This window comes from Xanthomonas sp. CPBF 426 (assembly GCF_903989465.1).
Lineage (GTDB): Bacteria > Pseudomonadota > Gammaproteobacteria > Xanthomonadales > Xanthomonadaceae > Xanthomonas > Xanthomonas euroxanthea.
Genome location: NZ_LR861805.1, coordinates 2315168 through 2341316, shown reverse-complemented (window position 1 = coordinate 2341316; position 26149 = coordinate 2315168). Strand labels below are relative to the sequence as shown.

The window sequence follows — 26149 nt, the reverse complement described above, 5'->3', positions numbered from 1 at the left end:
CGTCCGCAGCCGTCGGCTGCGGCGCAATCCCGACATTCACCAGCACCTGCCGAGGCATTGATGCCCATCCCCGTCACCAGTCCGCTGCTGCCGCCGCTGGAAGAATTTCTGCCCTACCTGGAGCAGATCTGGGACAGCCGCATTGTCAGCAATGGGGGTGACATGCATCGCGCCTTCGAACGCGCGTTGTGCGAGTACCTGGGCGTGCCGCACCTGGCCCTGCTGACCAACGGTACCACCGCGTTGATCACCGCCCTGCAGGCGCTGCGCATCACCGGGGAGGTGATCACCACGCCCTACTCGTTCGTGGCCACTGCGCATTCGCTGTTGTGGAAAGGCATCACGCCGGTGTTCGTGGATATCGACCCGGTGACGCTCAACATGGATCCGTCCAAGATCGAGGCGGCCATCACCCCCCAGACCACCGCCATCATGCCGGTGCACTGCTACGGCACTGCCTGCGACACCACCGCCATCACCCGCATCGCCGACATCTACAACCTCAAGGTGATCTACGACGCGGCGCATGCGTTCGGGGTGCGCGACGAGGGGGGCTCGATCCTGCGTCACGGCGACCTGAGCGCGTTGAGCTTCCACGCCACCAAGGTATTCAATACCTTCGAAGGTGGCGCCATCGTCTGCCCCGACGAACGCACCTACCAGCGCATCGGGCATCTGAAGAATTTCGGCTTCGTCGATGAAACCACGGTGGTGGCACCCGGCATCAACGGCAAGATGAATGAGATCAGCGCGGCCTTCGGCCTGCTGCAGCTCAAGCACATCGACCATGCCATTGCCCAGCGCAGCGCCATCGACGCGCAGTATCGGCAGCGCCTGAGCGATATCCGCGGCGTGCGCTGCGTGGCGCGGCCAGATCATGCCAGTGCCAACTACGCGTACTTTCCGATCCTGGTGCAGGACGACTACCCGTTGTCGCGCGATGCGCTGTATCAGTTGATGCGCGAGCACGGCATCCTGGTACGGCGCTATTTCTATCCGTTGATCAGCGATTTTCCGATGTATCGCGCCCTGCCCTCCTCGGCGCCGGCACGGCTGCCGGTCGCGCGCTCGGTGGCCGCACAGGTACTGTGCCTGCCGATCTTTCCTGGCCTGACCCGCGACCAGGTCGATACCATTGCCGATCTGATCGCCAGGCAACAGGCGACATGACGGCAACCCGCTGCACGCTTTTTTCAGACTCCCGCATCTTCAACAGGCAACCAGGCGAGATCGCATGACCCAGGCAACGTTTATCGAGAACTTCATCGCCGCCACCGACTTCCAGGAGCCGGTCGAGGTCACCGCCGACACCGTGCTACTCGAACTCCCGGAATGGGATTCGCTGGCCGCACTGGGCGTGATCGTGATGTTCGACATGGAGTACGGCAAGACCATCACCGGCGAGGACCTGACCGCCGCCGTCACCGTCGGCGATCTCTACAAACTGACCGAGGCGTAAGCAGCATGCCGACCTCCACGCTGCACAACGTCCGCTTCGCCGGCATGGCGACCTGCGTGCCGAAGCGGGTCGTGTCCAATCTCACCGATTGCCGGCCGCAGATCCGCTCCGAGCGCGAGCGGCTGGTGCGCAACATCGGCATCGAGACGCGCCGCATGGCGTCGGAGTGGCAGTGCTTTTCCGACATGGCCTTCGATGCGACGCAGGTGCTGCTGGAAAAGCTGCAGTGGAAGCGCGAAGAGATCGATGCGTTGATCGTGGTGACCCAGTCGCCGGATTATCCGATCCCGGCCACCGCGATCATCCTGCAGGACCGGCTGGGGCTGTCGCACGCCACGGTTGCCTTCGACGTCAACCTGGGCTGCTCGGCCTACCCGTTCGGCATCAACCTGCTCGGCTCGATGATCGCCGCCGGCGGCGTCAAGAAGGGCCTGCTGCTGGTCGGTGACCGCAGTGCCACGCTGGAAGATCCAATCTTCTCGGATTCCGGCACCGCCACCGCGCTGGAGTTCAGCGCCGACGCGCCGCCGATGCATTTCGACCTCAACAGCGATGGGAGCGGCTACAGGGCGATCATCCTGCCGGTGGGCGGCCACCGTGAACCGGTCGGCATCCAGCACTTGGTGCCGTACCGCGACGAGGCGGATGGTGCCTGGAAGCGTGGCGTGGACCTGATCCTGGACGGCGTGGCAGTGCTGAGCTTCTCCACCCAGCGCATCCCGCCGGCAGTGCAGAAGCTGCTTGAATATGCGGGCGTGTCCAAGGAGGAGATCGACTATTTCGTCTTCCACCAGGCCAACCGCATGATCAATGAGACCATCCGCAAGAAGCTCGGCCTGCCGGTGGAAAAGGTGCCCTCGACGTTGCGCGACTTCGGCAATACCAGTGGCGCCTCGCTGCCGGTGACCATGACCGCACGCATCAACAAGGACCTGGAATCAGGGCGCAAGCGCGTGCTGCTATGCGGCTTCGGCATCGGGCTGTCGTGGGGCACCTGCCTGCTCGACATCGAAGGGGCCACTTTTCCAGATCTCATCGAATCGTGAGCATTGCTCCCGACCCCTTCGCGCTTGCCGGCAAACGCATCCTCGTCACCGGCGCTTCCTCGGGTATCGGCCGCCAGATCGCGATTTCCTGCGCCGAGCTGGGTGCCCAGCTGGTGATCAGCGGACGTGACCGTGTGCGGTTGACGTCGACCCTGGAGGCGTTGCCAGGCGACGGCCACATGGCAATCGCGGCAGACCTGGACCGGCAGGAGGACATCGACCGTCTGGTCGCCGAGGTCGGCGTGTTGGACGGGATGGCACATGCGGCCGGGATCTCCCGGCTGGTGCCGCTGCGCCTGGTCAACCGGGCGCATCTGGACACCATCTTCTCCAGTAACACGTTCGCACCGATGCTGCTGACACGCGGCCTGCTGGCAAAGAAGCGCATCGCCGCAAATGGCTCGCTGGTGTTCGTCGCCTCGGTCGCTTCGCACATCGGGCCAATGGCGAGCAGCGCGTACGCGGCCAGCAAGAGTGCCCTGCTCGGCATGGTGAGATCGCTGGCGCAGGAAGTTGCCAAGAACGGAATCCGTGCCAACTGTATCGCCCCGGGCTACGTGCGCACACCGCTGCTGGACGGCCTGCAGGGCAGCGGCGGCAACATGGAAGGGCTGTTCGAACTGACACCGCTGGGTATGGGCGAGCCGGAGGATGTCGCTTACGCCGCCACGTTCCTGCTGGCCGATGCGAGCCGCTGGATCACGCGTACCTATTTCGTGGTGGACGGCGGCCTCACGGTGCCGATGGATATCTACGCATGACTACACCGGCACGCACTGCGTTCTCGCTCGAGGGCAAGACGGTCCTGGTGACGGGAGCGTCGTCGGGGCTCGGCCGGCAGATCGCCATTGCCTGCGCACAGCGAGGCGCCCGCATCATCCTGGCCGGCCGCGACACGGACCGCCTCGCGCAGACCCAGGCGCAGTTGCAGGGCACGGGCCATGTCGGCGTGCTCGGCGACCTGACCAGCGCCGCCGACCGCGAGGCGCTGGTTGTCTCGGCAGGCGCGGCGGTGCATGGCGTGGTGCACTGCGCGGGCATGCAGAAGCATTGCCCGATCCGGCAGCTGACCGAGGCGGCGATGACCGAGATGTACACGGTCAATTTCCTCGCTCCGGTAATGCTGACGCAGCGCCTGCTGCAGGCAAACGCCATCGCCCCGCAGGGCTCGATCGTGTTCATGCTGTCCACTGCCGCGCACCTTGGCACGCGCGGCGTGGGGCCGTATTCGGCGATGAAGGCCGGCCTGATCGGCATCATCAAGTGCCTGGCGCTCGAACAGGCAAAGCGCAGGATCCGGGTCAACGGCATTTCCCCCTCGGCCGTGGTCACGCCGATGTGGGGCGCCGCCCAACTCGAGGCGCAGAAGGCGCGGCATCCGCTGGGCCTGGGCGAGCCGCAGGACGTCGCCAACGCCGCGATCTACCTGCTGGCCGACGCCAGCCGCTGGGTCACCGGGACCAGTCTGGTCATGGACGGCGGCTCGATCCTATGACCCATCCGGTCTTGATCATCGGTGCCGGCGGATGGGGTCGCGAGGTCTTGGCGCAGATGCAGGGCGATCCGGCGTGCGGAACGCAGTGGCGTCCGGTGGGCTTTCTCGACACGCGCCCGCAGATGCTGGACGGCCACGGCTGCGATCTGGCCATCGTCGGCAGCCCGCTCGCGTACCAGCCGCGGGACGAAGAGCGCTTCGTCTGCGCGATCGGCGATCCGCATGCGCGCCAGCGCTATGCGCAGCCGCTGCTGGCGCAAGGTGCGCAATTCATTCCGATCCTCACCGGTGCGTTCCTGAGCCCGCGCGTGCGCATCGGCCAGGGCTGCTTCCTGTGCCATCGCGTACAGCTCAGCCCCGACGTGTGGCTGGGCGACTTCGCCAATGTGCACGCCAACACCATGCTTGGACACGACGTCCATGTCGGTGACTACGCGCAGATCGGTGCGATGACCTTCATCGGCGGCGGCGCGCGGATCGGTGAGCGCGCCATCGTGCACCCGCACGCCACCATCCTGCCCGGCATCCACATTGGCGTCGGCGCCGTGGTCGGTGCCGGCGCGGTCGTGGTCAAGGACGTGCCGGCCGGCGCCAGCGTGTTCGGCAACCCGGCCCGGATCATCTACCACAAGGATTCCTGAGGAAGCCGCGCCGATGCGATCGCGAATGCACCCAAGCTACTACCTGTCGACGGACATCTTCGCCCGCGAACAGCGCAAGATCTTTCGCAAGGCCTGGTTGTTTGCCGGGCTGAAGACGCTGCTGCCCGACAACAACTGCTTCATCACCCGCAGGCTCGCTGGCATTCCGGTGCTGATCCAGAACTTCCAGGGCCGCCTGCGCGCGTTCGAGAACGTCTGCCTGCACCGCAGCGCGCTGCTGCAGACCACTGCGGTGGGAAAGCGCCCGTTGGTCTGTCCCTACCATGCATGGAAGTACGACGCAGACGGTCGGGTTGAGAACATCCCCGAATGCGCGGCTGTGTATGGCTTCGACGAGGAAGAAAGACGCGGCCTGAAATTGCGGGAGTTCGCCCTGCGCGAGGTGGGCAACCTGCTGTTCGTCAACCTCGATCCCGACCCGATGCCGATCGAGGAACAGTTTTCGGCAGACTTCATCGCCTTGCTGGAAAGCAGTTCCAATGCCTATGACACCGAGGTCATGGTGACCACGTGGCGTGGCCGGTACAACTGGAAACTCGCTTACGAAAATCTTCGCGATGCCAATCACCCGCGCTTCGTCCACCCCAAGACACTGTCCAAGAGCGTCAGCTTCACTCCCGAGGTAAACGAGGAACAAGCCAGGGAGTCCATGGAAGCGTTGCGAGACAGCTCGCCCGCTGCCTTGAGGCGTGAGATGCGCCGCTTCAGTTTCGGCGGCCCGGAAGCCGCCATCCCCAGCCTTCAGCATTTTGGCTGGCACGAGAAAGTGGAACGCTGGGGCAAGCAGGACGCCTACTTCAACTGGCTTGCCTTCCCAAACCTGCATATCGCCAGTGCTAACGGCGGCTATTCCTTCACCCTGGAACACCACATTCCCGTCGCGCCGGACCAGACCGACCTGGAAATCTACTGGTTTAGCGCACGCAGGAAACAGCCTTACGGTTCCTCCAGCCAAGTGCTACTGGCACAGATGCACGGCAGCAAGGTGGTGGTAGGTGAAGACGTGGACATCATGGAGCGGGTGCAGGCGGCCTTGCACACAGACGCTCCGCTACCTACCCAGGGAGCCTATGAATCCATGAATCGCCTGGTCGAACGCTGGTACACGACGCTGATGGAGACCGAACATGAAATCTAGGTGGATCATCGGCAGCAGCGACTACCTCGACCTGGCCTTTCATGCCTGGAAGCAGACGCGGCAGGACGAGACGGTCATCAGGGTCGACGTGCCACAAGACGCGGGACACGAGTTCGATCTTGGCGTGCTGGATGGGCTGAATCCGACCGAAGGGGCCATGTTTGTGGCTTTCGACGAACGCTTCGGCAACTTCAAGCGCATGGAATTGATGCAGGCAGCAATGGAACGTGGCTTCAAGCTGGAGCCCTTCATCCACCCCAGCGCAACCATCGGCGCTGACACGGTCATCGGACTCAACGCATTCGTGGGTGCCCATGCCGTCGTCGGGCACGGGTGCAGGATCGACTACAACACCGTCATCCATGCCGGCGCGCACCTCGGACCGGCATGCCGCGTCAAATCGTCATGCTGGATAGAGAACGGTGTGCACGTCGGCGCGGGCGTCGAGATCGGCGGCAATAGCATCCTGCGGACTGGCGCCATCGTGCGCGGTGGCGTCAAGGTGGGACGAAGCTGCGAACTTGGCTGGCCGCGCGTCTACTGCGAGGACGTACCTGCCAAGACCTATTTCGACGCCCGCTACGACGCCCCTATTCACACCTACGAGAGATGACGTTCATGAGCTCAAGAAATGAGCAGCTTCGCCAACAGATTCTCCGAATTGCGGAGCAGGAGCGCCCCGTACTCGAAGATGTCATCGCGCGCCTGCCCGCGATTGCCGGCCGCCCTGCATTCCTCATCGCTCCCGAGTCCTATGCTGGCGTGGTGCATGGCCCCAGCGTCGTTGCCGACCTGCGCCATGTGGTTGCCGCGATTGATGACCAAAGCATCCACCTGGACCGCATTCACGGCGCACCGCGCTGGAGTAGTCAGGAATTCCTTGCCAAGGCAGGGCAGTACGCCGATGCGATCGCTATCGATTTCTCTTGCAGCCCGCGCGGTCGGGCGTTTGCAAATGACCTCTGTACCAGCGCGGGCATCGAGCAACTGAGCATTGCGCCTTGCCTGGATCCGCTGATCCCACGCTTCGAGCAACGCCCCCTCTTTCTGCTCCATCCGCGCTCGGGCATTGGCGAGATTTATGGCCCAAAAATCGTCCAGCGCTCCAGCCATGTCATTGCCGCCGTCGATGACCAGCCAAGCGACAGCGACACCGTTCATGGCGTGCCGCGTTGGAGCTCGCGCCAGTTCATTGAACAAGCGGCCCAGCATCCCCAGGCATTGGCCATCGACTTTTCCTACAGCCCTGCAGAATCGGGCCTTGCCCGCAAGCTCTGCGAACAAGCAGGCATTGAAAGGGTGGATGCCTGCCTGGCCGTTGCGCACTGTGGGCTGCCCGCCGTATACGAGCCTGCCCGGGTATACCGTCAGCGGACGCTTGCGCGCCTGGACGAATTCCTGCGTCTTGCCGATCGACTGGACGACGATCTCAGCGTCTTTACCCTCTACAGCAACCTGTTGTTCCGCCTGACCTACAACTCCAGCCTCCTGTTGGATTGCTGGGCGACACCGATCAACGAGTACTTTTCAACATACGCCGATAGCAGCACATTCCAGCTGGGTCGGCGTGAACATTTCTGCGATGGCGGTGCCTTCCAGGGCCCTATCGTGCACAAGTTTCTAGAAGCATCCCGCCATCATTATGAAAGCATCACCGCCTTTGAACCCGATAGCATCAACTTCCAGAAATTGGAGGGCATCGCCAGCGCCCTCCCCCTTCCCCCGCACAACTTCAGGGCCATAAAAAAAGCCATCTCCAACGAACATACGACGCTGCGCTTCGAGCAGACCGGCACCGTTTCCAGCCATGTATCGCCAAATGGCGGAATCTCCGTGGCTACGACACGCCTGGACGACGAGCTGGAAAAGCTGACGCTACTGAAGTTGGACATCGAAGGGTTCGAGGCCAGGGCACTGGAAGGCGCATCTCACCTCATCCGTACCCAGCGCCCCCGCATGGCCATTTGTGTATACCACTACGCCCAGGATCTGCTGGATATCGTGGAGCAACTGGACAAACTGGTCGATGGCTATCACTTCCGTCTACGCCAGCACTCTCCCGGCCACTACTACGACCTCGTTTTGTATGCATCGCCCGTGGCCGGTGCCGCACCGCCGCCCTGGGCGGAGTAAGCCGGGGAAACTCACGACTTGAGAGATGGAGCGATGACTGACGCCCGCAACGCGGGGGGCTTAAAAAATCGTCGCGATGTGCGCGGCCCGCTTTGTCCGACGATGACCGCCTACGCCGCATCCGTCAGGCGCCCAGCGCCATGTCGCCGACTCGATCGTGACATGGCGCTGGATAATCGCAATCGCAATCGGCGCGATGCTGCTCGACGAAGAACAACAGCATCTCCGAATTCAATGACACTGATAAGACCAGCAAAGTACATAAGGAAGCCCTGTCATGGCGTTAGCAGTCGGCTCGATCGAGCGAGCCACGATCAAATATCCAGGACTGAATCTGCGCAACACCAAGTTGATCGGCTGGGGGGCAGGACAGTTCTTCCGTGATTTCTATCCAGCCATCGCCCAGCAGTTGAACTTGCAGTACACCATCTGTCCGCGGCCGGAGAATCAGGGCACAACTGTCCATGGCCTGCCGGTCAGACCACCTTCGGCACTGGAGGAGGAATCGGTCGACGATGTGCTGATCGTCATCTTCTCCAATCACGCCGCAGAGGTGATGAACCAGATTGCAAAGGCACATGGCCGTTTCCGCACGGTACGTGCCGTCGAATACGGCCAGGGCAGCGTTGCACTGTTGCAGGAATTGCAGGATTTCTCGCGCCTGTTGCCCGAGCTGCAACTGTCCCGACAACTGACCAAGCCGGATACCGGCATCTTCGTGCAGGGGCTAGCGTTCGACTTTACGCCCCTGGTGCTGGCCTGGAATCGTCTGCGTTTCCCTTGGGCGTACCAGTGCATGGTGACCTGGGACCACCAACCAAGTGCGCTACTGGACCGCTGCAGGCCCTGGCTGGATAAGCTGATTCTGGTGCCTCAGCCGGACAATCTGGGCCTGCACTACCGCAATGCGGTGCTGCGTTCCGCACGTCTGGGCGTGGAGCATTTGGCCGAGCAAGGCATCGCGTTTGCGGTGCGTTGCCGTAGCGACAACGTGCTGACCGGCTCAACGCACGACGCCATCAATGTCCATTTCAGAGGCAAACGCAATCAAGGAAAAATCGCAATTTCTTTGGGAGCAGGGTTTCGAAACATCCCGTTCCTTTTCACCGAGAAAGCCATGCTTGGCAGGACGCAGGACATGCTGGCATTGTGGTCGACGCCAGAGGATCCGCGACCGGCGAATTATGCGGACGACGAATTTTCTCCAATGAACGAACTTGCACCCGATCGGCATTTTCAACAGCTGAGCCAATACGCCTTCGAATCGTCGTTGTGGAAGAGCTACGCACGCCAGCTCGGATTTCCGGCCGAGACCCTGGTCGATAGCTACCGTTTTGCAAAGTCCCGTCTGCTGGCATTGGAGCCACAGATGAGCTGGACGTCATTGAAGCTCGTGTCGTTGTTCAATGTAGCGCGCGACAATAGCTACGGTTTCTCGACGGACTTGTGGAACCGGCTGTTCACTGACACCGATGCGGTACTTGAGGCTGCCGAGGCAGTCAGCCGGCTGGAGCTCAACTCCACCGATTTTTGGCAAGGCAGAGTTGGCTGAGCCGCCCTCGCCACTCAACGCCATCGGTTGCCAGGAGGCTTCTATGACTTACGCCATCATCATCCCCGCGCGACGCGACTCTTCGCGCCTGCCCGGAAAACCGTTGATCGAGCTGGGCGGTGTGCCCATGATCGTGCGCACCTATCAACAGTGCGCCAAGGCGGCGCCGGCCGAGCAGATTCTGGTCGCCACCGACTGCGATGTGATTCAACGTACCTGCGAGCAGGCCGGCATCCGCACCCTGCTGACCTCCAGTGCCTGCCTGACCGGCACCGATCGCGTTGCCGAAGTTGCACAACAGCTCGACGTGGACACCTACATCAATGTGCAGGGTGACGATCCGCTATTCAATCCACAAGACCTACGCCTGCTGATAGACGCTGCGGCAGCAGCGCCGAGTGATGTGATCAACGGTTACTGCCCGGTCGCCAACATCGACGAGTTCCGCAATCCGAGCGTGCCCAAAGTGGTCGTTCGCCCGGATGGGCGTTTGCTGTACATGTCGCGCGCGGCAATCCCGGTCACCAAGCAAGGCGAGTTCCGGCACGCCTGGCGGCAGGTCTGCGCCTATGCGTTTCCCAGGCAGGCATTGCAGGCGTTTGCATCGGTGCCTTGCAAGACCCCCCTGGAAGAAATCGAGGATATCGAGATCCTGCGCTTTCTCGAACTCGGCTTCGAAGTGCGCATGGTGCAGATGAGCAACCAGTCGATCGCGGTGGATACGCCGGCTGATGTAGTGCGGGTGGAAGCGGCACTGCGCATGATGCAGCTCGGCGAGCAGAACGCGCCATGAGCCAGGATGAGACGTCCGACACGCAGCCCGGCATGCATTCGCCCATCTGCGGCACATCCGATCTCAGAAACCAGGCGCATGCCCAGGCGTATTCCCCACGTCGCTTCTTCGACCAGTTACTGAAGACCGACGCGCCGGTGGTGCTGGACGTGGGTGCGCATCGCGGCGAGTCGATCCAGCACTTCAAGTCGATCTATCCGGATTGCCAGATGTATTCGTTCGAGCCAGATCCGCAGAATTTTGCCGAGCTGGAAAAAGTGGCTGCACAGTTCGGCACGACCACCAGGTGCGTTGCATTGGGCGAGAAGGAAGAAGTCGGTCATTACTACCGGCAGAGCATCTCGCACCTGGGCGGGTTGCTGCCGATCAACGCGGATTCCACCGACTCGCTCGGCTATGCGCGGCAGGCGACGAATGAGGAAATTGTGGTCAGCAAAACCACCCTCGACAATGCCTGCCTCTTGCTGGGGATCGCCCAGGTACACATTCTCAAGATCGATGTGCAGGGGTTCGAGCGACAGGTGCTGGAGGGTGCAACTGCGATCCTGCAGCACACCGACTGCGCAGTGATCGAGATCGGCCTTTACGATTTCTACGGCAAGACCAACAGCTTCGTCGAGGTGGTCAACCTGATGCAGGCGGCCGGCTTTTCGTTGTGGGACATCGCCAAACTGTCGAAGAACCCAAAGAGCTTGCGTACCGATTGGATCGAGGCGGTGTATCGCAAAGACTCAGCACAACCGCGAGATCGTCCTCAGCCCTAAGGGCGACTGCGTGCCGCTGCCGGTCAGGTTGCCATCGCACCACCGACGGCACGCTTATTGCATGACCGGCCAGGTTGAATCCCACCCAGGTGCGCTATCTACTGGCGCACGATGGGGCGCTCCGCCCTCCCCGTTCCACGCCTTGGATCCACCTGTGACTGTTCAAGCCAATCGATCGCCGATGACGCCCAACGCCCTGGTGAGCATCGTCATGCCCGCCTACAAGCCGCGCTATGTCGCGCAGGCGCTGGACAGCGTGCTGGCGCAGACCTACACGGCGTTGGAGCTGGTGATCTGCGACGACAATGGCGATGGCGCGATTGAGGCTGTGCTGGCGCCGCGCCTGGCGAGCGCTCCCTTCCCGATCCGCTACCACCGCAATCCGGCGCGACTGGGCGAACTCGGCAGCACCATCAAGGGCATTGGCCTGGCGCAAGGCGAGTACGTCAAGTTCCTGCATGACGACGATGTGCTGCAGCCGGACTGCATTGCGCAATTGGTGTCGGCGATGGAACGCAACCCCGGCACCGCGCTGGCATCCTCGCGCCGGCTGCGGATCGACGATGACGGCGCCCCGTTGCCCGACATCCTGGCCACCAGCTTTTCGTTCGGCGAGGACGTGCTGATCGACGGGCCGGAGCTGGTGTCGCTCCTGGCCGACCATGCCATCAACTTCATCGGCGAGCCGAGTTGCGTGCTTGCACGGCGCGCCGACCTGGTGGCGCTGGGCAATGAGCTGATGATGTTGAACGGCAAGGCCATCCACTGGGTCGGCGACCTGGCGATCTACGTCAAGCTGCTGCGTCACGGTAACCTGGCCTTGCTGTCCAGCCCGCTCACGCACTTTCGCGTGTCCAGCGTGCAGTTCAGTCAGGCCGGCCGCGATCAGGTCGGGGTCGGCGACCAGGGTCACGAAGACCTGCGCCAGGGCATCCGCCAGTTGGGCTGGCGGCGCGAGAGCGGAGACAACCGCCAGGTGCGCGTCGCCCCGCTCAGCCCGCACAAGGCACGCGTGTTCAAGTCGGTGGATCTGGTCAACGCGTTGATGCAGAGCGCAGGAATGGCCGAGCGCGTGTCGCCGGCCACCTGGTTGGGGGTGCGTCATCCCAGCACCGTGCAGCGCGCCTTGATCGATGCGCGTTTGCAGGCGCATGCGGGCGGCCCGCAGATCGCAGTGATCGTGGTCGACAGCGACGGCGACGCGGCAGCGGTGGCCGCAACCCAGGCCAGCCTGGCAGCGGTGGCGTGTTATCCGAATCAGCAGACCTGGGTGCTCAGCAGCTCCCCGCAGCAGGCCGCCGAGCACGGCGAGCGCGGTGTGCTGGTCGGCCCGGACGGGCTGGTGTCCACGCTCAACCGGACCATCGCCGCACAACAGTCCATCGACTGGGTACTGCTGGTCGAGGCCGGCAGCCTGTTCACCGCCAGCGGCCTGCTGGTCGTGGCGCTGGAGATGCTTGCGCTGCCGGACGCGTGTCAGGCCATCTACGCCGATGAAGTGGTCGCGCTGGACGGTGGCCAGCTGGGGCTGGCGATGCGGCCGGCGCTGTATCTGGACATGTTGCTGAGTGCGCCGTCGACGATGTCGCGGCACTGGCTGTTCCGGCACCCCACGCTGGTTGCCGATGGCGGTTTTCCGGCTGGAGCGGGCGACGCCTTCGAACTGGATTACCAGCTGGGGCTGGTCGAACGCTACGGCCTGGCCTGCGTCCAGCACATCGCCGAACCCTTGCTGGTGGCATCGGCCAGCACGCGGCATGGCGACGAAGACCAGCAGCGCGCCATCAGCCGCCATCTTGCCGCGCGCGGATACGTGGACGCGGTGGTGAGCAGCAATGGCCCCGGCCGGCACGCGGTGGATTACCGCCATGCACAGCAGCCGCTGGTCAGCATTCTGGTGCTGGTGGATGGCCGCCTGGCGCAGCTGCAACGCTGCCTGGAAAGCGTGCTCGCCAACACCGGCTACCCGCATTACGAGCTGCTGTTGCTGGATCGCGGCGACAGCGCCGGGCCGGCGCTGCGCGACTGGCTGGCGGGCATCGACAACCTTGGCCTGCAGCAGATCCGCGTGCTGCGCTTCGACGGTGCGCCCTCGCGCGAGGCGGCCTGCAATGCGGCGGCCGGGCAGGCGCGCGGGGAGCTGCTGGTGTGGCTGGCAGCGGGCGCCGCGGCGATCAAGTCCGATTGGCTGGCGCAGCTGCTCAACCACGCGCTGCGCCCGGAGGTCGGCGCGGTGGCCGGCAAGCTGCTGCGCGGTGACGGCACCGTGCATCACGCCGGCTTGCTGCTGGGCCTGGGGGCACCGGCAGCACGCGCGTTCGAAGGTGCCGCGTTCGACGACTCCGGCTATCTGCAACGCCTGCAGCTGGATCAGAACTACAGCGCGCTCAGTGGCGAATGCCTGATGCTGCCGCGCCAGCTGTTCCTGGACGCCGGCGGCTTTGCGCAGGAGCCGGCGCTGGCGCAATGGAGCGATGTCGATCTGTGCCTGCGCCTGCAGCAGGCCGGCTATCTCAATGTCTACGCCGCGCGCGCGCAGCTGCTGATCGATCCTCCCGACGCAACGCCCGCCACCGCACTCGAAGAAGAAGCGATGTATGCGCGCTGGCTACCGGTGATGGCCAACGACCCGGCCTACAACCCGGGCTTCTCGCTGGATCCCGGCGCCGGCTTCCAGCTGGCCGACCCGCGCGCCAGTTGGCGGCCATTGCAGTCGTGGCGACCGCTGCCGACGATGATCGCGCTGCCCGCCGATGTCGAAGGCTGCGGCCACTACCGGGTGATCCAGCCGCTGCGCGCCCTGCGCGAGGCCGGCATGGTCGAAGGCGTGCTGTTCAACGGCTATCTGGAGATCAGCGAGCTGGCGCGTCAGGATCCCGACGTGGTGATCCTGCAACGCCAGGTCGGCGAGCCGCGACTGGAAGCGATGCGGCGGATGCAGGCGCTGTCGCGCGCGTTCAAGGTCTATGAGCTGGACGACTATCTGCCCAACCTGCCGCTGAAGAATGCGCATCGCGAGCACATGCCCAAGGACATCCTCAAGACAGTGCGGCGTGGGCTGGGCATGGTGGACCGCTTCGTGGTGTCCACCCAGGCGCTGGCCGAGGCATTCGCCGGGTTGCACAGCGACATCCGCGTGGCCGAGAACCGCCTGCCGCCGCATTGGTGGGAACACCTGCCCGCGCGGTCCGACCGTAAGGAACGCCAGGGCGGCAAGCCGCGCATCGGCTGGGCCGGCGGCGCCAGCCACACCGGCGACCTGGAACTGATCGCCGATGTGGTGCGCGAGCTGGCCGACGAGGTCGAATGGGTGTTCATGGGGATGTACCCGTTCGCGCTGCGCCAGCACATCCATCAGTTCCAGCCCGGCGTGCCGATCGACCACTACCCGGCCGCACTGGCGGCGCTGGATCTGGACCTGGCGCTGGCGCCGGTGGAACAAAACCTGTTCAACGAGTGCAAGAGCAATCTGCGCCTGCTGGAGTACGGCGCCTGCGGCTACCCGGTCATCGCCAGCGACGTGCGCTGCTACCAGGGCAGCCTGCCGGTGACCCTGGTAAAGAACCGCTACCGCGACTGGATCGGCGCGATCCGTGAGCATTTGGCCGACCCGGCCGCTTCGGCGGCAAAAGGCGCGGCATTGCGTGACGTGGTGCGCCGCGACTGGATGTTGCGCGGCAGCAACCTGGATACCTGGCGGGCGGCTTGGTTGCCCGACTAGCCTGGCACGCCGCTTCAGCGTTCTCCCGCTTGCGGTAGAACGGATGCCTGGCTGCGCGTAACCTCTCGGTCGCCCTGCCGCTGGTCGCCTGCCGGCTCCCTTTCCCCGCGTGCGGGGGAAGGTGCCCGAAGGGCGGATGGGGCATGCGACCACACGCCAGTCCGCGCGTTGCCATGCATGCAGCGGCGTGGCAATTGACAGTGCCGCCCTCATCCGGCGCTACGCGCCACCTTCTCCCGCCCGCGGGAGAAGGGAAAGCATTGGCTGCGCGCGACGGGGGAAGGGAAAACCTTGGCTGCGCGTGATCTGTGGGTGCACTGCAGCTGACCACCATCGGCTCCCTTCCCCCGCGTGCGGGGGAAGGTGCCCGAAGGGCGGATGGGGGCCGGAATCGCTGCGACGTGCTCGTGACAGGCGCCCCAGGAACGTCCCGCGCCGGAATCCCGGCGCAGTTTCGGCACGCCGCTTGCATTGGTGTGGATGCCTCCCTGGCTGACCGCACCCATGAGCGACTCCGTTACCTCCATCCTCTCGCAGATCCGCAGCTACCAGACGCAGATGGGCCAAGGCCCGATGGGCGCGGTGGGCGATGCGGCGCGCGGCAATCAGATCCAGGGGCTGGCCGGCACGCAGGGAACACCGGCCACCCAGGCACCGAGCTTCAGCGAGACCTTGCGCGGCGCCATCGGCGGCGTCAACGAGGCCCAGCAGAAGTCCGGCGCGCTGGCCAAGGCCTTTGAAATGGGCGACCCCAGTGCCGATCTGGCACGGGTCATGGTCGCCTCCCAGCAGTCCCAGGTGGCTTTCCGCGCCACCGTGGAAGTCCGCAACCGTCTCGTCCAGGCTTATCAGGACGTCATGAACATGCCGCTGTAAGGGTTGACGACACATGGCTCTCGCGATCACCAAAGAAAACATGAACCAGAACGCCGAAAAGGCGGGGCAATGGTTCGACCGTGTCCGCAGCCTGCAGATCACCCGCAAGCTGACCATGATGGCGATGATCGCCGTGGCGGTGGCGGCCGGTCTGGCAGTGTTCTTCTGGTCGCAGAAGCCCGGTTACCAGTCGCTGTACACCGGCCTGGACGACAAGGGCAATGCCGAAGCGGCCGACCTGCTGCGCACCGCGCAGATCCCGTTCAAGATCGACCAGGACACCGGCGCCATCTCGGTGCCGCAGGACCGTCTGTACGACGCCCGCCTGAAGCTGGCCGGCTCCGGCCTGACCGGCAAGGAAACCGGCGGCGGCTTCGAGCTGATGGAAAAGGACCCCGGCTTCGGCGTCAGCCAGTTTGTCGAAAACGCCCGCTACCAGCACGCCCTGGAGACCGAGTTGTCGCGCACCATCGGCACCCTGCGCCCGGTGCGCGAAGCCCGCGTGCACCTGGCCATTCCCAAGCCCAGCGCCTTCACCCGCCAGCGTGATGTGGCCAGCGCCTCGGTGGTGCTGGAGCTGCGCGGCGGCCAGGGCCTGGAACGCAACCAGGTCGACGCCATCGTCAATCTGGTCGCCTCCAGCATCCCGGACATGACCCCCGAGCGCGTCACCGTGGTCGACCAGAGCGGCCGCATGCTCTCCATCGCCGATCCCAACAGCGACGCCGCCCAGCACGCCGCCCAGTTCGAACAGGTGCGTCGCCAGGAAAGCTCCTACAATCAGCGTATCCGCGAGCTGCTCGAGCCGATGACCGGCCCGGGCCGGGTCAACCCGGAAGTCAGCGTGGACATGGACTTCTCGGTGGTCGAGGAAGCCCGCGAACTCTACAACGGCGAGCCGGCCAAGCTGCGCAGCGAGCAGGTCAGCGACACCAGCACCAGCGCCACCGGCCCGCAAGGCCCGCCGGGCGCCACCAGCAACAGCCCCGGCCAGCCACCGGCGCCGGCCGCAAACGCCACTGCCGGCGCACCCGGCACCCCGGCCGCTGCCAATGGCCAGGCCGCCGCACCGGCCGCGCCGACCGAAAGTTCCAAGAGCGCCACCCGCAATTACGAATTGGACCGGACCTTGCAACACACCCGTCAGCCGGCCGGCCGCATCAAGCGGGTGTCGGTGGCGGTGCTGCTGGACAACGTCCCGCGCCCCGGTGCCAAGGGCAAGATGGTCGAGCAGCCGCTGACGGCCGCCGAGCTCACCCGCATCGAGGGCCTGGTCAAGCAGGCGGTGGGCTTCGACGCGGCCCGTGGCGACACGGTGTCGGTGATGAACGCCCCGTTCGTGCGCGAAGCGGTGGCCGGCGAGGAAGGTCCGAAGTGGTGGGAAGACCCGCGCGTGCAGAACGGTCTGCGCCTGCTGGTCGGTGCGGTGGTGGTGCTGGCGCTGCTGTTCGGCGTGGTGCGCCCCACCCTGCGCCAGCTCACCGGCGTGACCGCGATCAAGGAAAAGCAGGCCAAGGGCGGCAACGATGGCACTCCGCAGAGCGCCGACGTGCGGATGGTCGACGATGACGACCTGATGCCGCGCCTGGAAGAGGACACCGCCCAGCTCGGTCAGGACCGCAAGACCCCGATCGCGCTGCCGGACGCCTACGAAGAACGCATGCGCCTCGCACGCGAAGCAGTCAAAGCCGATTCAAAACGTGTCGCACAAGTCGTGAAGGGATGGGTCGCCAGTGAAGCCTGATACACCACCGATGACCGGCGTACAGCGCGCCGCCGTGCTGTTGCTGTCGCTTGGGGAAAGCGACGCCGCCGAAGTGCTCAAGCACATGGACCCCAAGGAGGTGCAGAAGATCGGCATCGCCATGGCCACCATGACCGGCATCTCGCGCGACCAGGTCGAGAAGGTCATGGACGAGTTCAACGGCGAACTGGCCGGCAAGACCTCGCTGGGCGTGGGCGCCGACGACTACATCCGCAACGTGCTGATCCAGGCACTGGGCGCCGACAAGGCCGGTGGCCTGATCGACCGCATCCTGCTCGGCCGCAACACCACCGGCCTGGACACCCTGAAGTGGATGGACCCGCGCGCGGTGGCCGACCTGGTGCGCAACGAGCACCCGCAGATCATCGCCATCGTCATGGCGCATCTGGACAGCGACCAGGCCGCCGAGGCCCTGAAGCTGCTGCCCGAGCGCACCCGCGCCGACGTGCTGCTGCGCATCGCCACCCTGGACGGCATCCCGCCCAATGCGCTGAGCGAGCTCAACGACATCATGGAACGCCAGTTTTCCGGCAACCAGAACCTCAAGTCGTCCAACGTGGGCGGCATCAAGGTGGCCGCCAACATCCTCAACTTCCTGGACACCGGCGCCGACCAGGGCGTGCTGGGCGAGATCGGCAAGATCGACGCCGACCTGGCCGGCAAGATCCAGGACCTGATGTTCGTGTTCGACAACCTGGTGGACCTGGACGACCGCGGCCTGCAGACGCTGCTGCGCGAAGTCTCCGGCGAGCGCCTGGGGCTGGCCCTGCGCGGCGCCGACGTCAAGGTGCGCGAGAAGATCACCCGCAACATGTCCCAGCGCGCGGCCGAGATCCTGCTCGAGGACATGGAAGCGCGCGGCCCGGTGCGCCTGGCCGACGTGGAAGCGGCGCAGAAGGAAATCCTCACCATCGTCCGCCGCCTGGCTGACGAAGGCGCCATCAGCCTGGGCGGCGCCGGCGCGGAGGCGATGGTATGACCGACATCGTCACCCGCTGGCTGGCCCCCGACCTGCACCTGGAGCCGGCCCCGCCGGAGCCGGAATTCGACGAACCAGCGGTGTACGAGCCGGTGCTGCGTCCGCCGACCCTGGAAGAGATCCAGGCCATCGAAGACGCCGCCCAGCAGGAAGGCTTTGCGCGTGGACATGCCGACGGCTTTGCCCAGGGCCAGTCGGAGGTGCGCCGCCTGACCGCGCAGATCGACGGCATCCTGGACAACTTCACCCGCCCGCTGGCGCGGCTGGAGAACGAAGTGGTCGGCGCGCTCGGCGAGCTGGCCGTGCGCATCGCCGGTTCGCTGGTCGGGCGTGCCTATCAGGCCGACCCGCAGTTGCTGGCCGAGCTGGTGCACGAGGCCATCGACGCAGTCGGCGGGGCCGGCCGCGAGGTGGAAGTGCGCCTGCACCCGGACGACATCACCGCGCTGCTGCCGCATCTGGCGCCCAGCAGCACCACCCGCGTGGCCCCGGACCTGAGCCTGAGCCGCGGCGACCTGCGCGTGCACGCCGAGAGCGTGCGCGTGGACGGCACCTTGGATGCGCGCCTGCGGGCCGCGCTGGAGACGGTCATGCGCAAATCCGGAGCGGGCCTGTGAGCGACCTGTTGGGCACCACCCCGGCCCCGGCCGACTGGCTGGACGCGCGCAACCTGCGCCTGGCCACCCGCCTGGGCGGCCTCGGGCTGGAACCCACGGCCGGGCGCACCCTGATCCGCGAAGGCATCCTGCGTCGCGCGGTCGGCCTGACCCTGGAAGCCACCGGCTGCGAGGCGCCGATGGGTGCCACCTGCAAGGTCGAGGTCGACGGCGGCTGGGTCGATGCCGAAGTGGTCGGCTTTGCCGGCGAACGCACCTACCTGATGCCCAGCGCCGAACTGCATGGCCTGCTGCCGAACGCCCGCGTGGTGCCCTCGCGGCGCCGCGGCGGCGTGGAAGTGGGCGAAGGCCTGCTCGGCCGCGTCATCGACAGCGACGGCACCCCGCTGGACGGCAAGGGCCCGATCCGCGGCGAAGGCAGCGTCAGCATGGCCGGCGTGTCGATCAACCCGCTGGCGCGCGAGCCGATCACCACCTCGCTGGATGTCGGCGTGCGCGCGATCAACGCACTGCTGCCGATCGGCCGTGGCCAGCGTGTGGGCCTGTTCGCCGGCTCCGGCGTCGGTAAATCGACGCTGCTCGGCATGATGACCCGCTTTACCTCGGCCGACGTCATCGTGGTCGGGCTGATCGGCGAACGTGGCCGCGAAGTGCGCGACTTCGTCGAAACCACGCTGGGCGAAGAAGGCCTGCGCCGCGCCGTGGTCGTGGCCGCCCCGGCCGACCGCCCGCCGTTGGCGCGCCTGCATGGCGCCTACCGCGCCACCGCCATCGCCGAATGGTTCCGCGACCAGGGCCTGAACGTGCTGCTGCTGATGGACTCGCTGACCCGTTTCGCCCAGGCGCAGCGCGAGATCGGCCTGTCAGTCGGCGAGCCGCCGACCACCCGCGGCTACCCGCCGTCGGTGTTCGCCAAATTGCCGGCGCTGGTCGAACGGGCCGGCAACGGCGCCAAGGGGCGCGGCTCGATCACCGCCTTCTACACCGTGCTGACCGAAGGCGACGACCCGCAGGACCCGATCGCCGACGCCGCGCGCGCCATTCTCGACGGCCACATTCTGCTCTCGCGCCGGGTTGCCGACAGCGGCCTGTACCCGGCCATCGACGTCGAATCCTCGGTCAGCCGTGTGGTGCAGGACATCGCCGACGACACCTGGCGCCTGCGCATCCGCAAGCTCAAGCGCCTGCTGTCGGCCTACACCGCCAACCGCGACCTGATCGCCATTGGCGCCTACCAGCGCGGCAGCGATCCGGCCACCGACGAAGCATTGGCGCGCTGGCCGGAGATCGTCGAATTCCTCGGCCAGGACGTCCACCGGGCCGCCGACCTGCCCGACAGCCTGTCCGCGTTGCAGCGGCTGGTCGAACCCGAGAACTAATCCATGATGCAATCCAAACGGATCGACCCGCTGCTGCGCCGCGCCCAGGAACAGGAAGACAAGGTGGCGCGCGACCTGGCCGAGCGTCAGCGCGCCCTGGACACCCACCAGTCGCGCCTGGAAGAGCTGCGCCGCTATGCCGAGGAATACGCCAACAGCCACATGGCCGGCACCAGCGCCGCTGCACTGAGCAACCGCCGCGCCTTCCTGGACCGGCTCGACAGCGCCGTGCTGCAACAGGCGCAGACGGTGGAAAACAACCGCAACAAGGTGGAAGCCGAGCGCACCCGGCTGCTGCTGGCCAGCCGCGAGAAGCAGGTGCTGGAACAGCTGGCCGCCAGCTACCGCGCGCAGGAGAACAAGGTGATCGAACGCCGCGACCAGCGTGAGATGGACGACCTCGGCGCGCGTCGTTCGCGCCTGGCCCGCAGCGAAGATACCCACGGAGAATCCGCATGAACCCCTTGTCCGCCTTTGCAGCCGGCCTCGGCGCCCTCGCTAGCACCGGTAAGAAATCCAGCTACAGCGATCCCTCGTCCGAGCCGGACGCCGGCCAGGACCAGTTCGCGCGCATGCTCAACCCGGCCAACACGCCGAACCAGGCCCCGCCGCAGGCGCCCGAGCGCGTGCCGGCCAAGCAGGCCGCGCCCAAGCCCAACCAGCCCGACAGGCAACGCAGCGACGACGACCACGGCGACGATGCGCCCGGCGATGCCACCGCACGCCCGCGCGCGCAGGATGGCGATGCCAAGGCCGCCAAGGCCGGCGCCAAGGAACCGGCTGCCGCCGACGGCAGCAGCGCCGCCGGCTCCGCCAAGACCGGCAAGCCCACAACCAACGACGAAGACGCGCCGGCCGACGCGGCCACCGCCACCGACCCCAGCTGGCCACCGCCGGGCCTGGGCGGTTTCGGCATGGGCCTGCTGACGCAGGCGCTGCCCGGTGGCGATGTACTCGCCGCCGCGGCCGCGGCACTGGCGGCCGGCGTGACCGCTGCCGCCGGCACCACGCCGACCGCAACCGCGCTGCCGACCGACGCGGCCGCCCCCGCTGCACCCTCGACCGCCGGCACCGCCCTGCCCGCGTTGGGCGCGCTGGCACCGGCTGCCGCCACCGGGGCCAAGCCCACGTCCGTCACCGCCTTGAGCGGCGACGCCCAGGCGGCTGCGCTGATGAGCATGGCGTCCAAGGCCCTGGAGCCGGGCACCGACGACAGCGCCGGCCCGGCAGCGCCGGACGCCCCGGCGTTCGTGCTGCAGACCACCACCGCGACCGCGCTCGGCCGCCTGCAGGACCCGGCGCCGGTGTTCAGCGCCTCGCCCACCCCGACCCCGACCCCGGACATGGGCAGCGACAGCTTCGACGACGCCATCGGCGCGCGCATGAGCTGGCTGGCCGACCAGAAGATCGGCCATGCGCATATCAAGGTGACCCCGAACGAGATGGGCCCGGTCGAGGTGCGGCTGCATCTGGACGGCGACAAGGTCAATGCCAGCTTCAGCTCCGCCAATGCCGACGTGCGCCAGGCGCTGGAGCAGAGCCTGCCGCGCCTGCGCGAAATGCTCGGGCAGAACGGTTTCCAGCTCGGCCAGGCCGATGTCGGCCAGCAACAGCAGAGCCAGTCCGGCAACCGCAACGGTGGCGGCAGCGACGGCAACGGCCTCAGCCTGGACGACAGCCCGCCCGTCGGAATTCCGTCGGTGGTGCTACGCCAGCGTGGATTGCTGGACGCCTACGCCTGAGCCCGCGCGCCGGGAACGTCCCGGCGCGGCCGAAAACCGCGTGTCGGCACGTGCCGGCACCGCCCACCCACCCTCGCAGCGCAAGGCTTGCGGGGGTTTTGCCGTTGAACCTGCACGTGCGCCAGGAAACCGTCGCGCAATTGGCATGCCAATTGCATCCATTGGGTGAGCATTCCCCTGGAGCAGACTGTGGCAGCCGCTGAAAAACCCAAGAAGACCGAAGACAAAGACGACAAGGGCGACAAGAAGAAGGGCGGCAAGAAACTTCTCCTGATCGCCGTCGGGGTCGTGGTGCTGGCCGCGGCCGGCGGCGGCGCCTGGTTCTTCTTCGGCCACAAGGGCGAGGAGAAAGGCGGCAAGCACGACGCGCCCAAGGTGGCCGAGGTGCCCAAGCCGGCGCAGTACTTCCCGATGGACCCGGCGATCGTGGTCAACCTGGCCGACCCCGGCGACGGCCCGCAGTACCTGCAGGTCGAAGTGCAGCTGGTCACCCGCGATCCGGAAGACCTCAAGCTGATCACCGAAAACGCCCCGGCCATCCGCGCGCATCTGCTGATGCTGCTGTCGCAGGTCAAGGCCGCCGATGTGGCCGACCTGGTCGGCAAGCAGAAGCTGCAGAAGGCGGCCCTGGCCGAAGCGCAGAAGGTCATGACCGGCGAGACCGGCAAGAAGTGCGTCGAAGAACTGCTGTTCACCAGTTTCGTCACCCAGTAAGGCCTGCCCCATGAGCGTCAGCGATCTGCTTTCCCAGGACGAAATCGATGCCCTGCTGCATGGCGTGGATTCGGGTGCGGTCAACACCGAGCCGGAGCCGCTGCCCGGCGAGGCGCGCCAGTACGACCTGTCCAGCCAGGACCGCATCATCCGTGGCCGCATGCCGACCCTGGAGATGGTCAACGAGCGCTTCGCTCGGCTGTGGCGCATCGGCCTGTTCAACCTGATCCGGCGCTCGGCCGACCTGTCGGTGCGCGGCATCGACCTGGTCAAGTTCAACGAGTACATGCACTCGCTGTATGTGCCCACCAACCTCAACCTGATCCGCTTCAAGCCGCTGCGCGGCACCGGCCTGATCGTGTTCGAACCCACGCTGGTGTTCACCGTGGTGGACAACTTCTTCGGCGGCGACGGCCGTTACCACACCCGTATCGAAGGCCGTGAATTCACCGCCACCGAGATGCGCGTGGTGCAGCTGATGCTCAAGCAGACCTTCGCCGACCTGAAGGAAGCCTGGGCGCCGGTGATGGAAGTGGACTTCGAGTACATCAACTCGGAGATCAACCCGCATTTCGCCAACATCGTCACCCCGCGCGAGTACGTGGTGGTGTGCCGTTTCCATGTCGAACTGGAAGGCGGCGGCGGCGAGATCCACATCACCCTGCCGTATTCGATGCTGGAGCCGATCCGCGAACTGCTCGATGCCGGCATCCAGAGCGACCGCAACGACCGCGACGACTCCTGGAACGTGATGCTGCGCGAGCAGCTGGACACCGCCGAGGTGACCCTGTCCAGCGTGCTGGCCAGCAAGCGCATGAGCCTGCGCCAGCTCACCGGCCTGAAGGTCGGCGACATCCTGCCGATCGACCTGCCCGCACAGGTGCCGCTGTGCGTGGAAGACATCCCGTTGTTCACCGGCGAATTCGGCGTTTCCAATGGCAACAACGCCGTCAAGATCACCGCCGTACGCCCGCCCGGCGTGCAAGCCCCACGCGCCGTTCCCTCCCAGGACTCCAGCAAATGATCAACTCCGACACCCTCGACGCCGCGCCCGCCACCTTCGACAGCCTGCAGGCGGAGCACGACCAGAACGCCACCGACCTCAACCTGGACGTCATCCTGGACGTGCCGGTGACGCTGTCGCTGGAAGTGGGCCGCGCGCGCATCCCGATCCGCAACCTGCTGCAGCTCAACCAGGGCTCGGTGGTGGAACTGGAGCGCGGCGCCGGCGAGCCGCTGGACGTGTACGTCAACGGCACCCTGATCGCGCATGGCGAAGTGGTGGTCATCAACGACCGCTTCGGCATCCGCCTGACCGACGTGGTCAGCCCCAGCGAACGGATCCGGAGGCTGCGGTGATCGGCCTGCTGGCCGCTGCCGCGCCGGTCGCGGCCAAGGCCACCCAGGTCGGCGCGCAGGCGCCGTCCTCGCCCAGCCTGTTTGGCGCGGTCTTTGCATTGCTGCTGGTGCTCGCGCTGATCGTCGGCCTGGGCTGGTTGCTCAAGCGCATGCCCGGCAGCGGTTTCCGCAATACCGAGGGCCTGCGGTTGGTGACCAGCCTGGCGGTGGGTGCCAAGGAACGCGTGGTGGTGGTGGAGGTCAACGGCCAGCAATTGCTGCTGGGCGTCACCGCCGGCGGCATCAACACCTTGCACACCCTGTCCGAACCGCTGCCGTCCGCGCCCGCCCCCACCCTGCCCAACTTCAAGCAACTTCCCAATTTCGCCCAGCTGCTGGCACAGAAGCTGCGCAAGGACCCGTGACATGTTGAGTCGTTGGAATCGCTGGGGGCGTAGCCTCCGCCTGGTGCTGATCCTGCTGGTGATGAGCTGCCCGCTGCTGGCCGCTGCCGCGCCTGCCGCATTGCCGGCCATGGCCCAGGCCGCCGCTCCCGCCGCAGCGCCGGCGGCCGCGCCCGCCGGTGCCAATCAGCTGCCGTCGTTGCCCAATGTCAGCGTCGGCCGCATCGGCGACCAGCCGGTGAGCCTGCCGCTGCAGACCTTGCTGCTGATGACGGCAATCACCCTGCTGCCGTCGATGCTGCTGGTGCTGACCGCCTTCACCCGCATCACCATCGTGCTGGGCCTGCTGCGCCAGGCGCTGGGTACCGGCCAGACCCCGTCCAACCAGGTGCTGCTGGGGCTGTCGATGTTCCTGACCGCGCTGGTGATGATGCCGGTGTGGCAGAAGATGTGGGGTGCAGGCTTGTCGCCGTACCTCAACAACCAGATCGATTTCCAGACCGCCTGGACGCTGACCACCCAGCCGCTGCGCGCCTTCATGCTGGCGCAGATCCGCGAGACCGACCTGATGACCTTCGCCGGCATGGCCGGCGACGGCAAGTACGCCGGCCCGGACGCGGTGCCGTTCCCGGTGCTGGTGGCCTCGTTCGTGACCAGCGAGCTGAAGACCGCGTTCGAGATCGGCTTTCTGATCTTCATTCCGTTCGTGATCATCGATCTGGTGGTCGCCAGCGTGCTGATGTCGATGGGCATGATGATGCTGTCGCCGATGCTGATCTCGGCACCGTTCAAGATCCTGCTGTTCATCCTGGTCGACGGCTGGGTGCTGGTGGTCGGCACGTTGGCGGCGAGCTTCAACGCGTCGTAGCCGCGCGGTTGCACACGCGCCGCCTGCCGGCGTGTCCACCCGGTTTGCCGGCGTCGGTGTGCGGTCCCGAGGCCGAGCAGCAAACGCCGACGCTACCGCAGAGCAAACAACGACCGCGGTAGCCAGTGCAGCGGCCGAAGCGCACAGCTGCGCAATGCGCCAGCCGAACCACCCAACACGCGTGGCTTCGCCTCGCACCCTCACTCCCCCCCTCTCCCGCTGGAGAGGGGCGAGCTTCTGCAGACCGCACCTTCGTCAGCCCATACCCGTCGCACAGCTCAAATCTCCTCCCGCCTCCCGCCTCCCGCCTCCCGATTCCCGATTCCCGATTCCCGATTCCCGATTCCCGATTCCCGACTCCCGACTCCCGACTCCCCAATCCCCAATCCCCAATCCCATCCTTTGGCACCCCACTTGCATCACCACACCCATGAGCCCTGAAATCGCCCTGACCGAATTGCGTGGTGGCCTGGTCACCGTCCTGTGGATTGCCGGACCGATGTTGCTGGCGGTGCTGGTCGTCGGTGTCGTGATCGGTGTGGTGCAGGCCGCCACCCAGTTGAACGAGCCGACCATCGCCTTCGTGGCCAAGGCGGTCGCGCTGACGGCCACCTTGTTCGCCACCGGCAGCATGCTGCTGGGGCATCTGGTGGAGTTCACCATTGCGCTGTTCCAGCGCATTCCGCATCTGATCGGTTAGCGGA

Annotated in this window: 26 protein-coding genes; all 26 read left to right on the top strand. The window is 65.9% G+C overall.

What is annotated here, in order from left to right; translation table 11 throughout:
• Positions 1–60: 60 nt before the first annotated feature.
• The 26 genes from H7A87_RS10005 to H7A87_RS09880 all read left to right on the top strand — a co-directional run bounded on the left by H7A87_RS10005 (position 61) and on the right by H7A87_RS09880 (position 26145).
• A complete protein-coding gene (locus H7A87_RS10005; protein ID WP_104582689.1) occupies positions 61–1170 on the top strand; it encodes a DegT/DnrJ/EryC1/StrS family aminotransferase in 1110 nt (369 codons plus the stop codon).
• Positions 1171–1234: 64 nt separating this feature from the next.
• Positions 1235–1459, top strand: coding sequence for an acyl carrier protein (locus tag H7A87_RS10000; protein ID WP_104582690.1), 225 nt, complete (start codon positions 1235–1237; stop codon positions 1457–1459).
• 5 nt (positions 1460–1464) lie between these two features.
• Entirely contained in the window at positions 1465–2505 is a 1041-nt protein-coding gene (locus H7A87_RS09995; protein ID WP_104582691.1) for a ketoacyl-ACP synthase III, read from the top strand.
• Positions 2502–3266: an SDR family oxidoreductase gene (locus tag H7A87_RS09990; protein WP_104648702.1), complete on the top strand. Its 765-nt coding sequence runs from the start codon at positions 2502–2504 to the stop codon at positions 3264–3266. Before H7A87_RS09995 ends, H7A87_RS09990 begins: the two co-directional genes overlap by 4 nt.
• Positions 3263–4000: an SDR family oxidoreductase gene (locus H7A87_RS09985; protein WP_119128785.1), complete on the top strand. Its 738-nt coding sequence runs from the start codon at positions 3263–3265 to the stop codon at positions 3998–4000. Before H7A87_RS09990 ends, H7A87_RS09985 begins: the two co-directional genes overlap by 4 nt.
• Positions 3997–4641 (top strand): NeuD/PglB/VioB family sugar acetyltransferase, encoded by a 645-nt coding sequence (locus H7A87_RS09980; protein WP_104648700.1) that lies wholly within the window; start codon positions 3997–3999, stop codon positions 4639–4641. The genes H7A87_RS09985 and H7A87_RS09980 overlap by 4 nt, the downstream gene beginning before the upstream one ends.
• Positions 4642–4654: 13 nt before the next feature.
• Positions 4655–5800 carry an aromatic ring-hydroxylating dioxygenase subunit alpha gene (locus H7A87_RS09975; RefSeq protein WP_104582695.1) on the top strand — a complete coding sequence of 382 codons (1146 nt, stop codon included), beginning with the start codon at positions 4655–4657 and terminating at the stop codon, positions 5798–5800.
• Complete coding sequence (locus H7A87_RS09970; RefSeq protein WP_119128786.1) at positions 5790–6413, top strand: UDP-3-O-(3-hydroxymyristoyl)glucosamine N-acyltransferase; 624 nt, start codon at positions 5790–5792, stop codon at positions 6411–6413. The genes H7A87_RS09975 and H7A87_RS09970 overlap by 11 nt, the downstream gene beginning before the upstream one ends.
• Positions 6410–7933, top strand: coding sequence for an FkbM family methyltransferase (locus H7A87_RS09965; RefSeq protein WP_119128787.1), 1524 nt, complete (start codon positions 6410–6412; stop codon positions 7931–7933). Before H7A87_RS09970 ends, H7A87_RS09965 begins: the two co-directional genes overlap by 4 nt.
• 277 nt (positions 7934–8210) lie before the next feature.
• Positions 8211–9485, top strand: a complete 1275-nt coding sequence (locus H7A87_RS09960; RefSeq protein WP_119128788.1) for a hypothetical protein — start codon at positions 8211–8213, stop codon at positions 9483–9485.
• A complete protein-coding gene (locus H7A87_RS09955; protein WP_232087959.1) occupies positions 9415–10278 on the top strand; it encodes a 3-deoxy-manno-octulosonate cytidylyltransferase in 864 nt (287 codons plus the stop codon). The genes H7A87_RS09960 and H7A87_RS09955 overlap by 71 nt, the downstream gene beginning before the upstream one ends.
• Positions 10275–11042, top strand: coding sequence for an FkbM family methyltransferase (locus H7A87_RS09950; protein WP_119128790.1), 768 nt, complete (start codon positions 10275–10277; stop codon positions 11040–11042). Before H7A87_RS09955 ends, H7A87_RS09950 begins: the two co-directional genes overlap by 4 nt.
• Before the next feature lie 211 nt (positions 11043–11253).
• Positions 11254–14763: a glycosyltransferase gene (locus tag H7A87_RS09945; protein ID WP_119128879.1), complete on the top strand. Its 3510-nt coding sequence runs from the start codon at positions 11254–11256 to the stop codon at positions 14761–14763.
• A 504-nt stretch (positions 14764–15267) separates the two neighbouring features.
• On the top strand, positions 15268–15639 hold the full coding sequence (fliE, locus tag H7A87_RS09940) for a flagellar hook-basal body complex protein FliE (protein ID WP_006449786.1): 372 nt from the start codon (positions 15268–15270) through the stop codon (positions 15637–15639).
• Positions 15640–15652: 13 nt separating this feature from the next.
• Positions 15653–17383 carry a flagellar basal-body MS-ring/collar protein FliF gene (gene fliF, locus H7A87_RS09935; protein WP_119128791.1) on the top strand — a complete coding sequence of 577 codons (1731 nt, stop codon included), beginning with the start codon at positions 15653–15655 and terminating at the stop codon, positions 17381–17383.
• 10 nt (positions 17384–17393) lie between these two features.
• Complete coding sequence (fliG, locus tag H7A87_RS09930; protein WP_016904678.1) at positions 17394–18383, top strand: flagellar motor switch protein FliG; 990 nt, start codon at positions 17394–17396, stop codon at positions 18381–18383.
• On the top strand, positions 18380–19000 hold the full coding sequence (locus H7A87_RS09925; RefSeq protein ID WP_104582702.1) for a FliH/SctL family protein: 621 nt from the start codon (positions 18380–18382) through the stop codon (positions 18998–19000). The genes fliG and H7A87_RS09925 overlap by 4 nt, the downstream gene beginning before the upstream one ends.
• A complete protein-coding gene (gene fliI / locus H7A87_RS09920) occupies positions 18997–20379 on the top strand; it encodes a flagellar protein export ATPase FliI (protein WP_104648693.1) in 1383 nt (460 codons plus the stop codon). The genes H7A87_RS09925 and fliI overlap by 4 nt, the downstream gene beginning before the upstream one ends.
• A 3-nt stretch (positions 20380–20382) precedes the next feature.
• Positions 20383–20838, top strand: coding sequence for a flagellar export protein FliJ (gene fliJ / locus H7A87_RS09915; RefSeq protein ID WP_104582704.1), 456 nt, complete (start codon positions 20383–20385; stop codon positions 20836–20838).
• Complete coding sequence (locus H7A87_RS09910) at positions 20835–22121, top strand: flagellar hook-length control protein FliK (RefSeq protein WP_119128792.1); 1287 nt, start codon at positions 20835–20837, stop codon at positions 22119–22121. Before fliJ ends, H7A87_RS09910 begins: the two co-directional genes overlap by 4 nt.
• Positions 22122–22286: 165 nt before the next feature.
• The gene (locus tag H7A87_RS09905) at positions 22287–22835 is read left to right on the top strand and encodes a flagellar basal body-associated FliL family protein (protein ID WP_180496968.1); all 549 of its coding nucleotides are present in this window, start codon (positions 22287–22289) and stop codon (positions 22833–22835) included.
• Between the two features lie 10 nt (positions 22836–22845).
• On the top strand, positions 22846–23859 hold the full coding sequence (gene fliM / locus H7A87_RS09900; RefSeq protein WP_104582707.1) for a flagellar motor switch protein FliM: 1014 nt from the start codon (positions 22846–22848) through the stop codon (positions 23857–23859).
• On the top strand, positions 23856–24194 hold the full coding sequence (gene fliN / locus H7A87_RS09895; RefSeq protein ID WP_104582708.1) for a flagellar motor switch protein FliN: 339 nt from the start codon (positions 23856–23858) through the stop codon (positions 24192–24194). The genes fliM and fliN overlap by 4 nt, the downstream gene beginning before the upstream one ends.
• Positions 24191–24598 carry a flagellar biosynthetic protein FliO gene (gene fliO, locus H7A87_RS09890; RefSeq protein ID WP_119128793.1) on the top strand — a complete coding sequence of 136 codons (408 nt, stop codon included), beginning with the start codon at positions 24191–24193 and terminating at the stop codon, positions 24596–24598. Before fliN ends, fliO begins: the two co-directional genes overlap by 4 nt.
• Before the next feature lies 1 nt (position 24599).
• Positions 24600–25445 (top strand): flagellar type III secretion system pore protein FliP, encoded by an 846-nt coding sequence (fliP, locus tag H7A87_RS09885; protein ID WP_119128794.1) that lies wholly within the window; start codon positions 24600–24602, stop codon positions 25443–25445.
• 430 nt (positions 25446–25875) lie between these two features.
• Positions 25876–26145 (top strand): flagellar biosynthetic protein FliQ, encoded by a 270-nt coding sequence (locus H7A87_RS09880; protein ID WP_005917968.1) that lies wholly within the window; start codon positions 25876–25878, stop codon positions 26143–26145.
• Positions 26146–26149: the final 4 nt, after the last annotated feature.

What these genes read in the sequence shown, in the direction of transcription:
- H7A87_RS10005 (WP_104582689.1), top strand. Translation starts at nt 61, where the DNA reads ATGCCCATCCCCGTCACCAGTCCGCTGCTGCCGCCGCTGGAAGAATTT.
- H7A87_RS10000 (WP_104582690.1), top strand. Translation starts at nt 1,235, where the DNA reads ATGACCCAGGCAACGTTTATCGAGAACTTCATCGCCGCCACCGACTTC.
- H7A87_RS09995 (WP_104582691.1), top strand. Translation starts at nt 1,465, where the DNA reads ATGCCGACCTCCACGCTGCACAACGTCCGCTTCGCCGGCATGGCGACC.
- H7A87_RS09985 (WP_119128785.1), top strand. Translation starts at nt 3,263, where the DNA reads ATGACTACACCGGCACGCACTGCGTTCTCGCTCGAGGGCAAGACGGTC.
- H7A87_RS09980 (WP_104648700.1), top strand. Translation starts at nt 3,997, where the DNA reads ATGACCCATCCGGTCTTGATCATCGGTGCCGGCGGATGGGGTCGCGAG.
- H7A87_RS09975 (WP_104582695.1), top strand. Translation starts at nt 4,655, where the DNA reads ATGCGATCGCGAATGCACCCAAGCTACTACCTGTCGACGGACATCTTC.
- H7A87_RS09970 (WP_119128786.1), top strand. Translation starts at nt 5,790, where the DNA reads ATGAAATCTAGGTGGATCATCGGCAGCAGCGACTACCTCGACCTGGCC.
- H7A87_RS09965 (WP_119128787.1), top strand. Translation starts at nt 6,410, where the DNA reads ATGACGTTCATGAGCTCAAGAAATGAGCAGCTTCGCCAACAGATTCTC.
- H7A87_RS09960 (WP_119128788.1), top strand. Translation starts at nt 8,211, where the DNA reads ATGGCGTTAGCAGTCGGCTCGATCGAGCGAGCCACGATCAAATATCCA.
- H7A87_RS09950 (WP_119128790.1), top strand. Translation starts at nt 10,275, where the DNA reads ATGAGCCAGGATGAGACGTCCGACACGCAGCCCGGCATGCATTCGCCC.
- H7A87_RS09945 (WP_119128879.1), top strand. Translation starts at nt 11,254, where the DNA reads ATGCCCGCCTACAAGCCGCGCTATGTCGCGCAGGCGCTGGACAGCGTG.
- fliE (WP_006449786.1), top strand. Translation starts at nt 15,268, where the DNA reads ATGAGCGACTCCGTTACCTCCATCCTCTCGCAGATCCGCAGCTACCAG.
- fliF (WP_119128791.1), top strand. Translation starts at nt 15,653, where the DNA reads ATGGCTCTCGCGATCACCAAAGAAAACATGAACCAGAACGCCGAAAAG.
- fliG (WP_016904678.1), top strand. Translation starts at nt 17,394, where the DNA reads ATGACCGGCGTACAGCGCGCCGCCGTGCTGTTGCTGTCGCTTGGGGAA.
- H7A87_RS09925 (WP_104582702.1), top strand. Translation starts at nt 18,380, where the DNA reads ATGACCGACATCGTCACCCGCTGGCTGGCCCCCGACCTGCACCTGGAG.
- fliJ (WP_104582704.1), top strand. Translation starts at nt 20,383, where the DNA reads ATGATGCAATCCAAACGGATCGACCCGCTGCTGCGCCGCGCCCAGGAA.
- H7A87_RS09910 (WP_119128792.1), top strand. Translation starts at nt 20,835, where the DNA reads ATGAACCCCTTGTCCGCCTTTGCAGCCGGCCTCGGCGCCCTCGCTAGC.
- fliM (WP_104582707.1), top strand. Translation starts at nt 22,846, where the DNA reads ATGAGCGTCAGCGATCTGCTTTCCCAGGACGAAATCGATGCCCTGCTG.
- fliN (WP_104582708.1), top strand. Translation starts at nt 23,856, where the DNA reads ATGATCAACTCCGACACCCTCGACGCCGCGCCCGCCACCTTCGACAGC.
- fliP (WP_119128794.1), top strand. Translation starts at nt 24,600, where the DNA reads ATGTTGAGTCGTTGGAATCGCTGGGGGCGTAGCCTCCGCCTGGTGCTG.
- H7A87_RS09880 (WP_005917968.1), top strand. Translation starts at nt 25,876, where the DNA reads ATGAGCCCTGAAATCGCCCTGACCGAATTGCGTGGTGGCCTGGTCACC.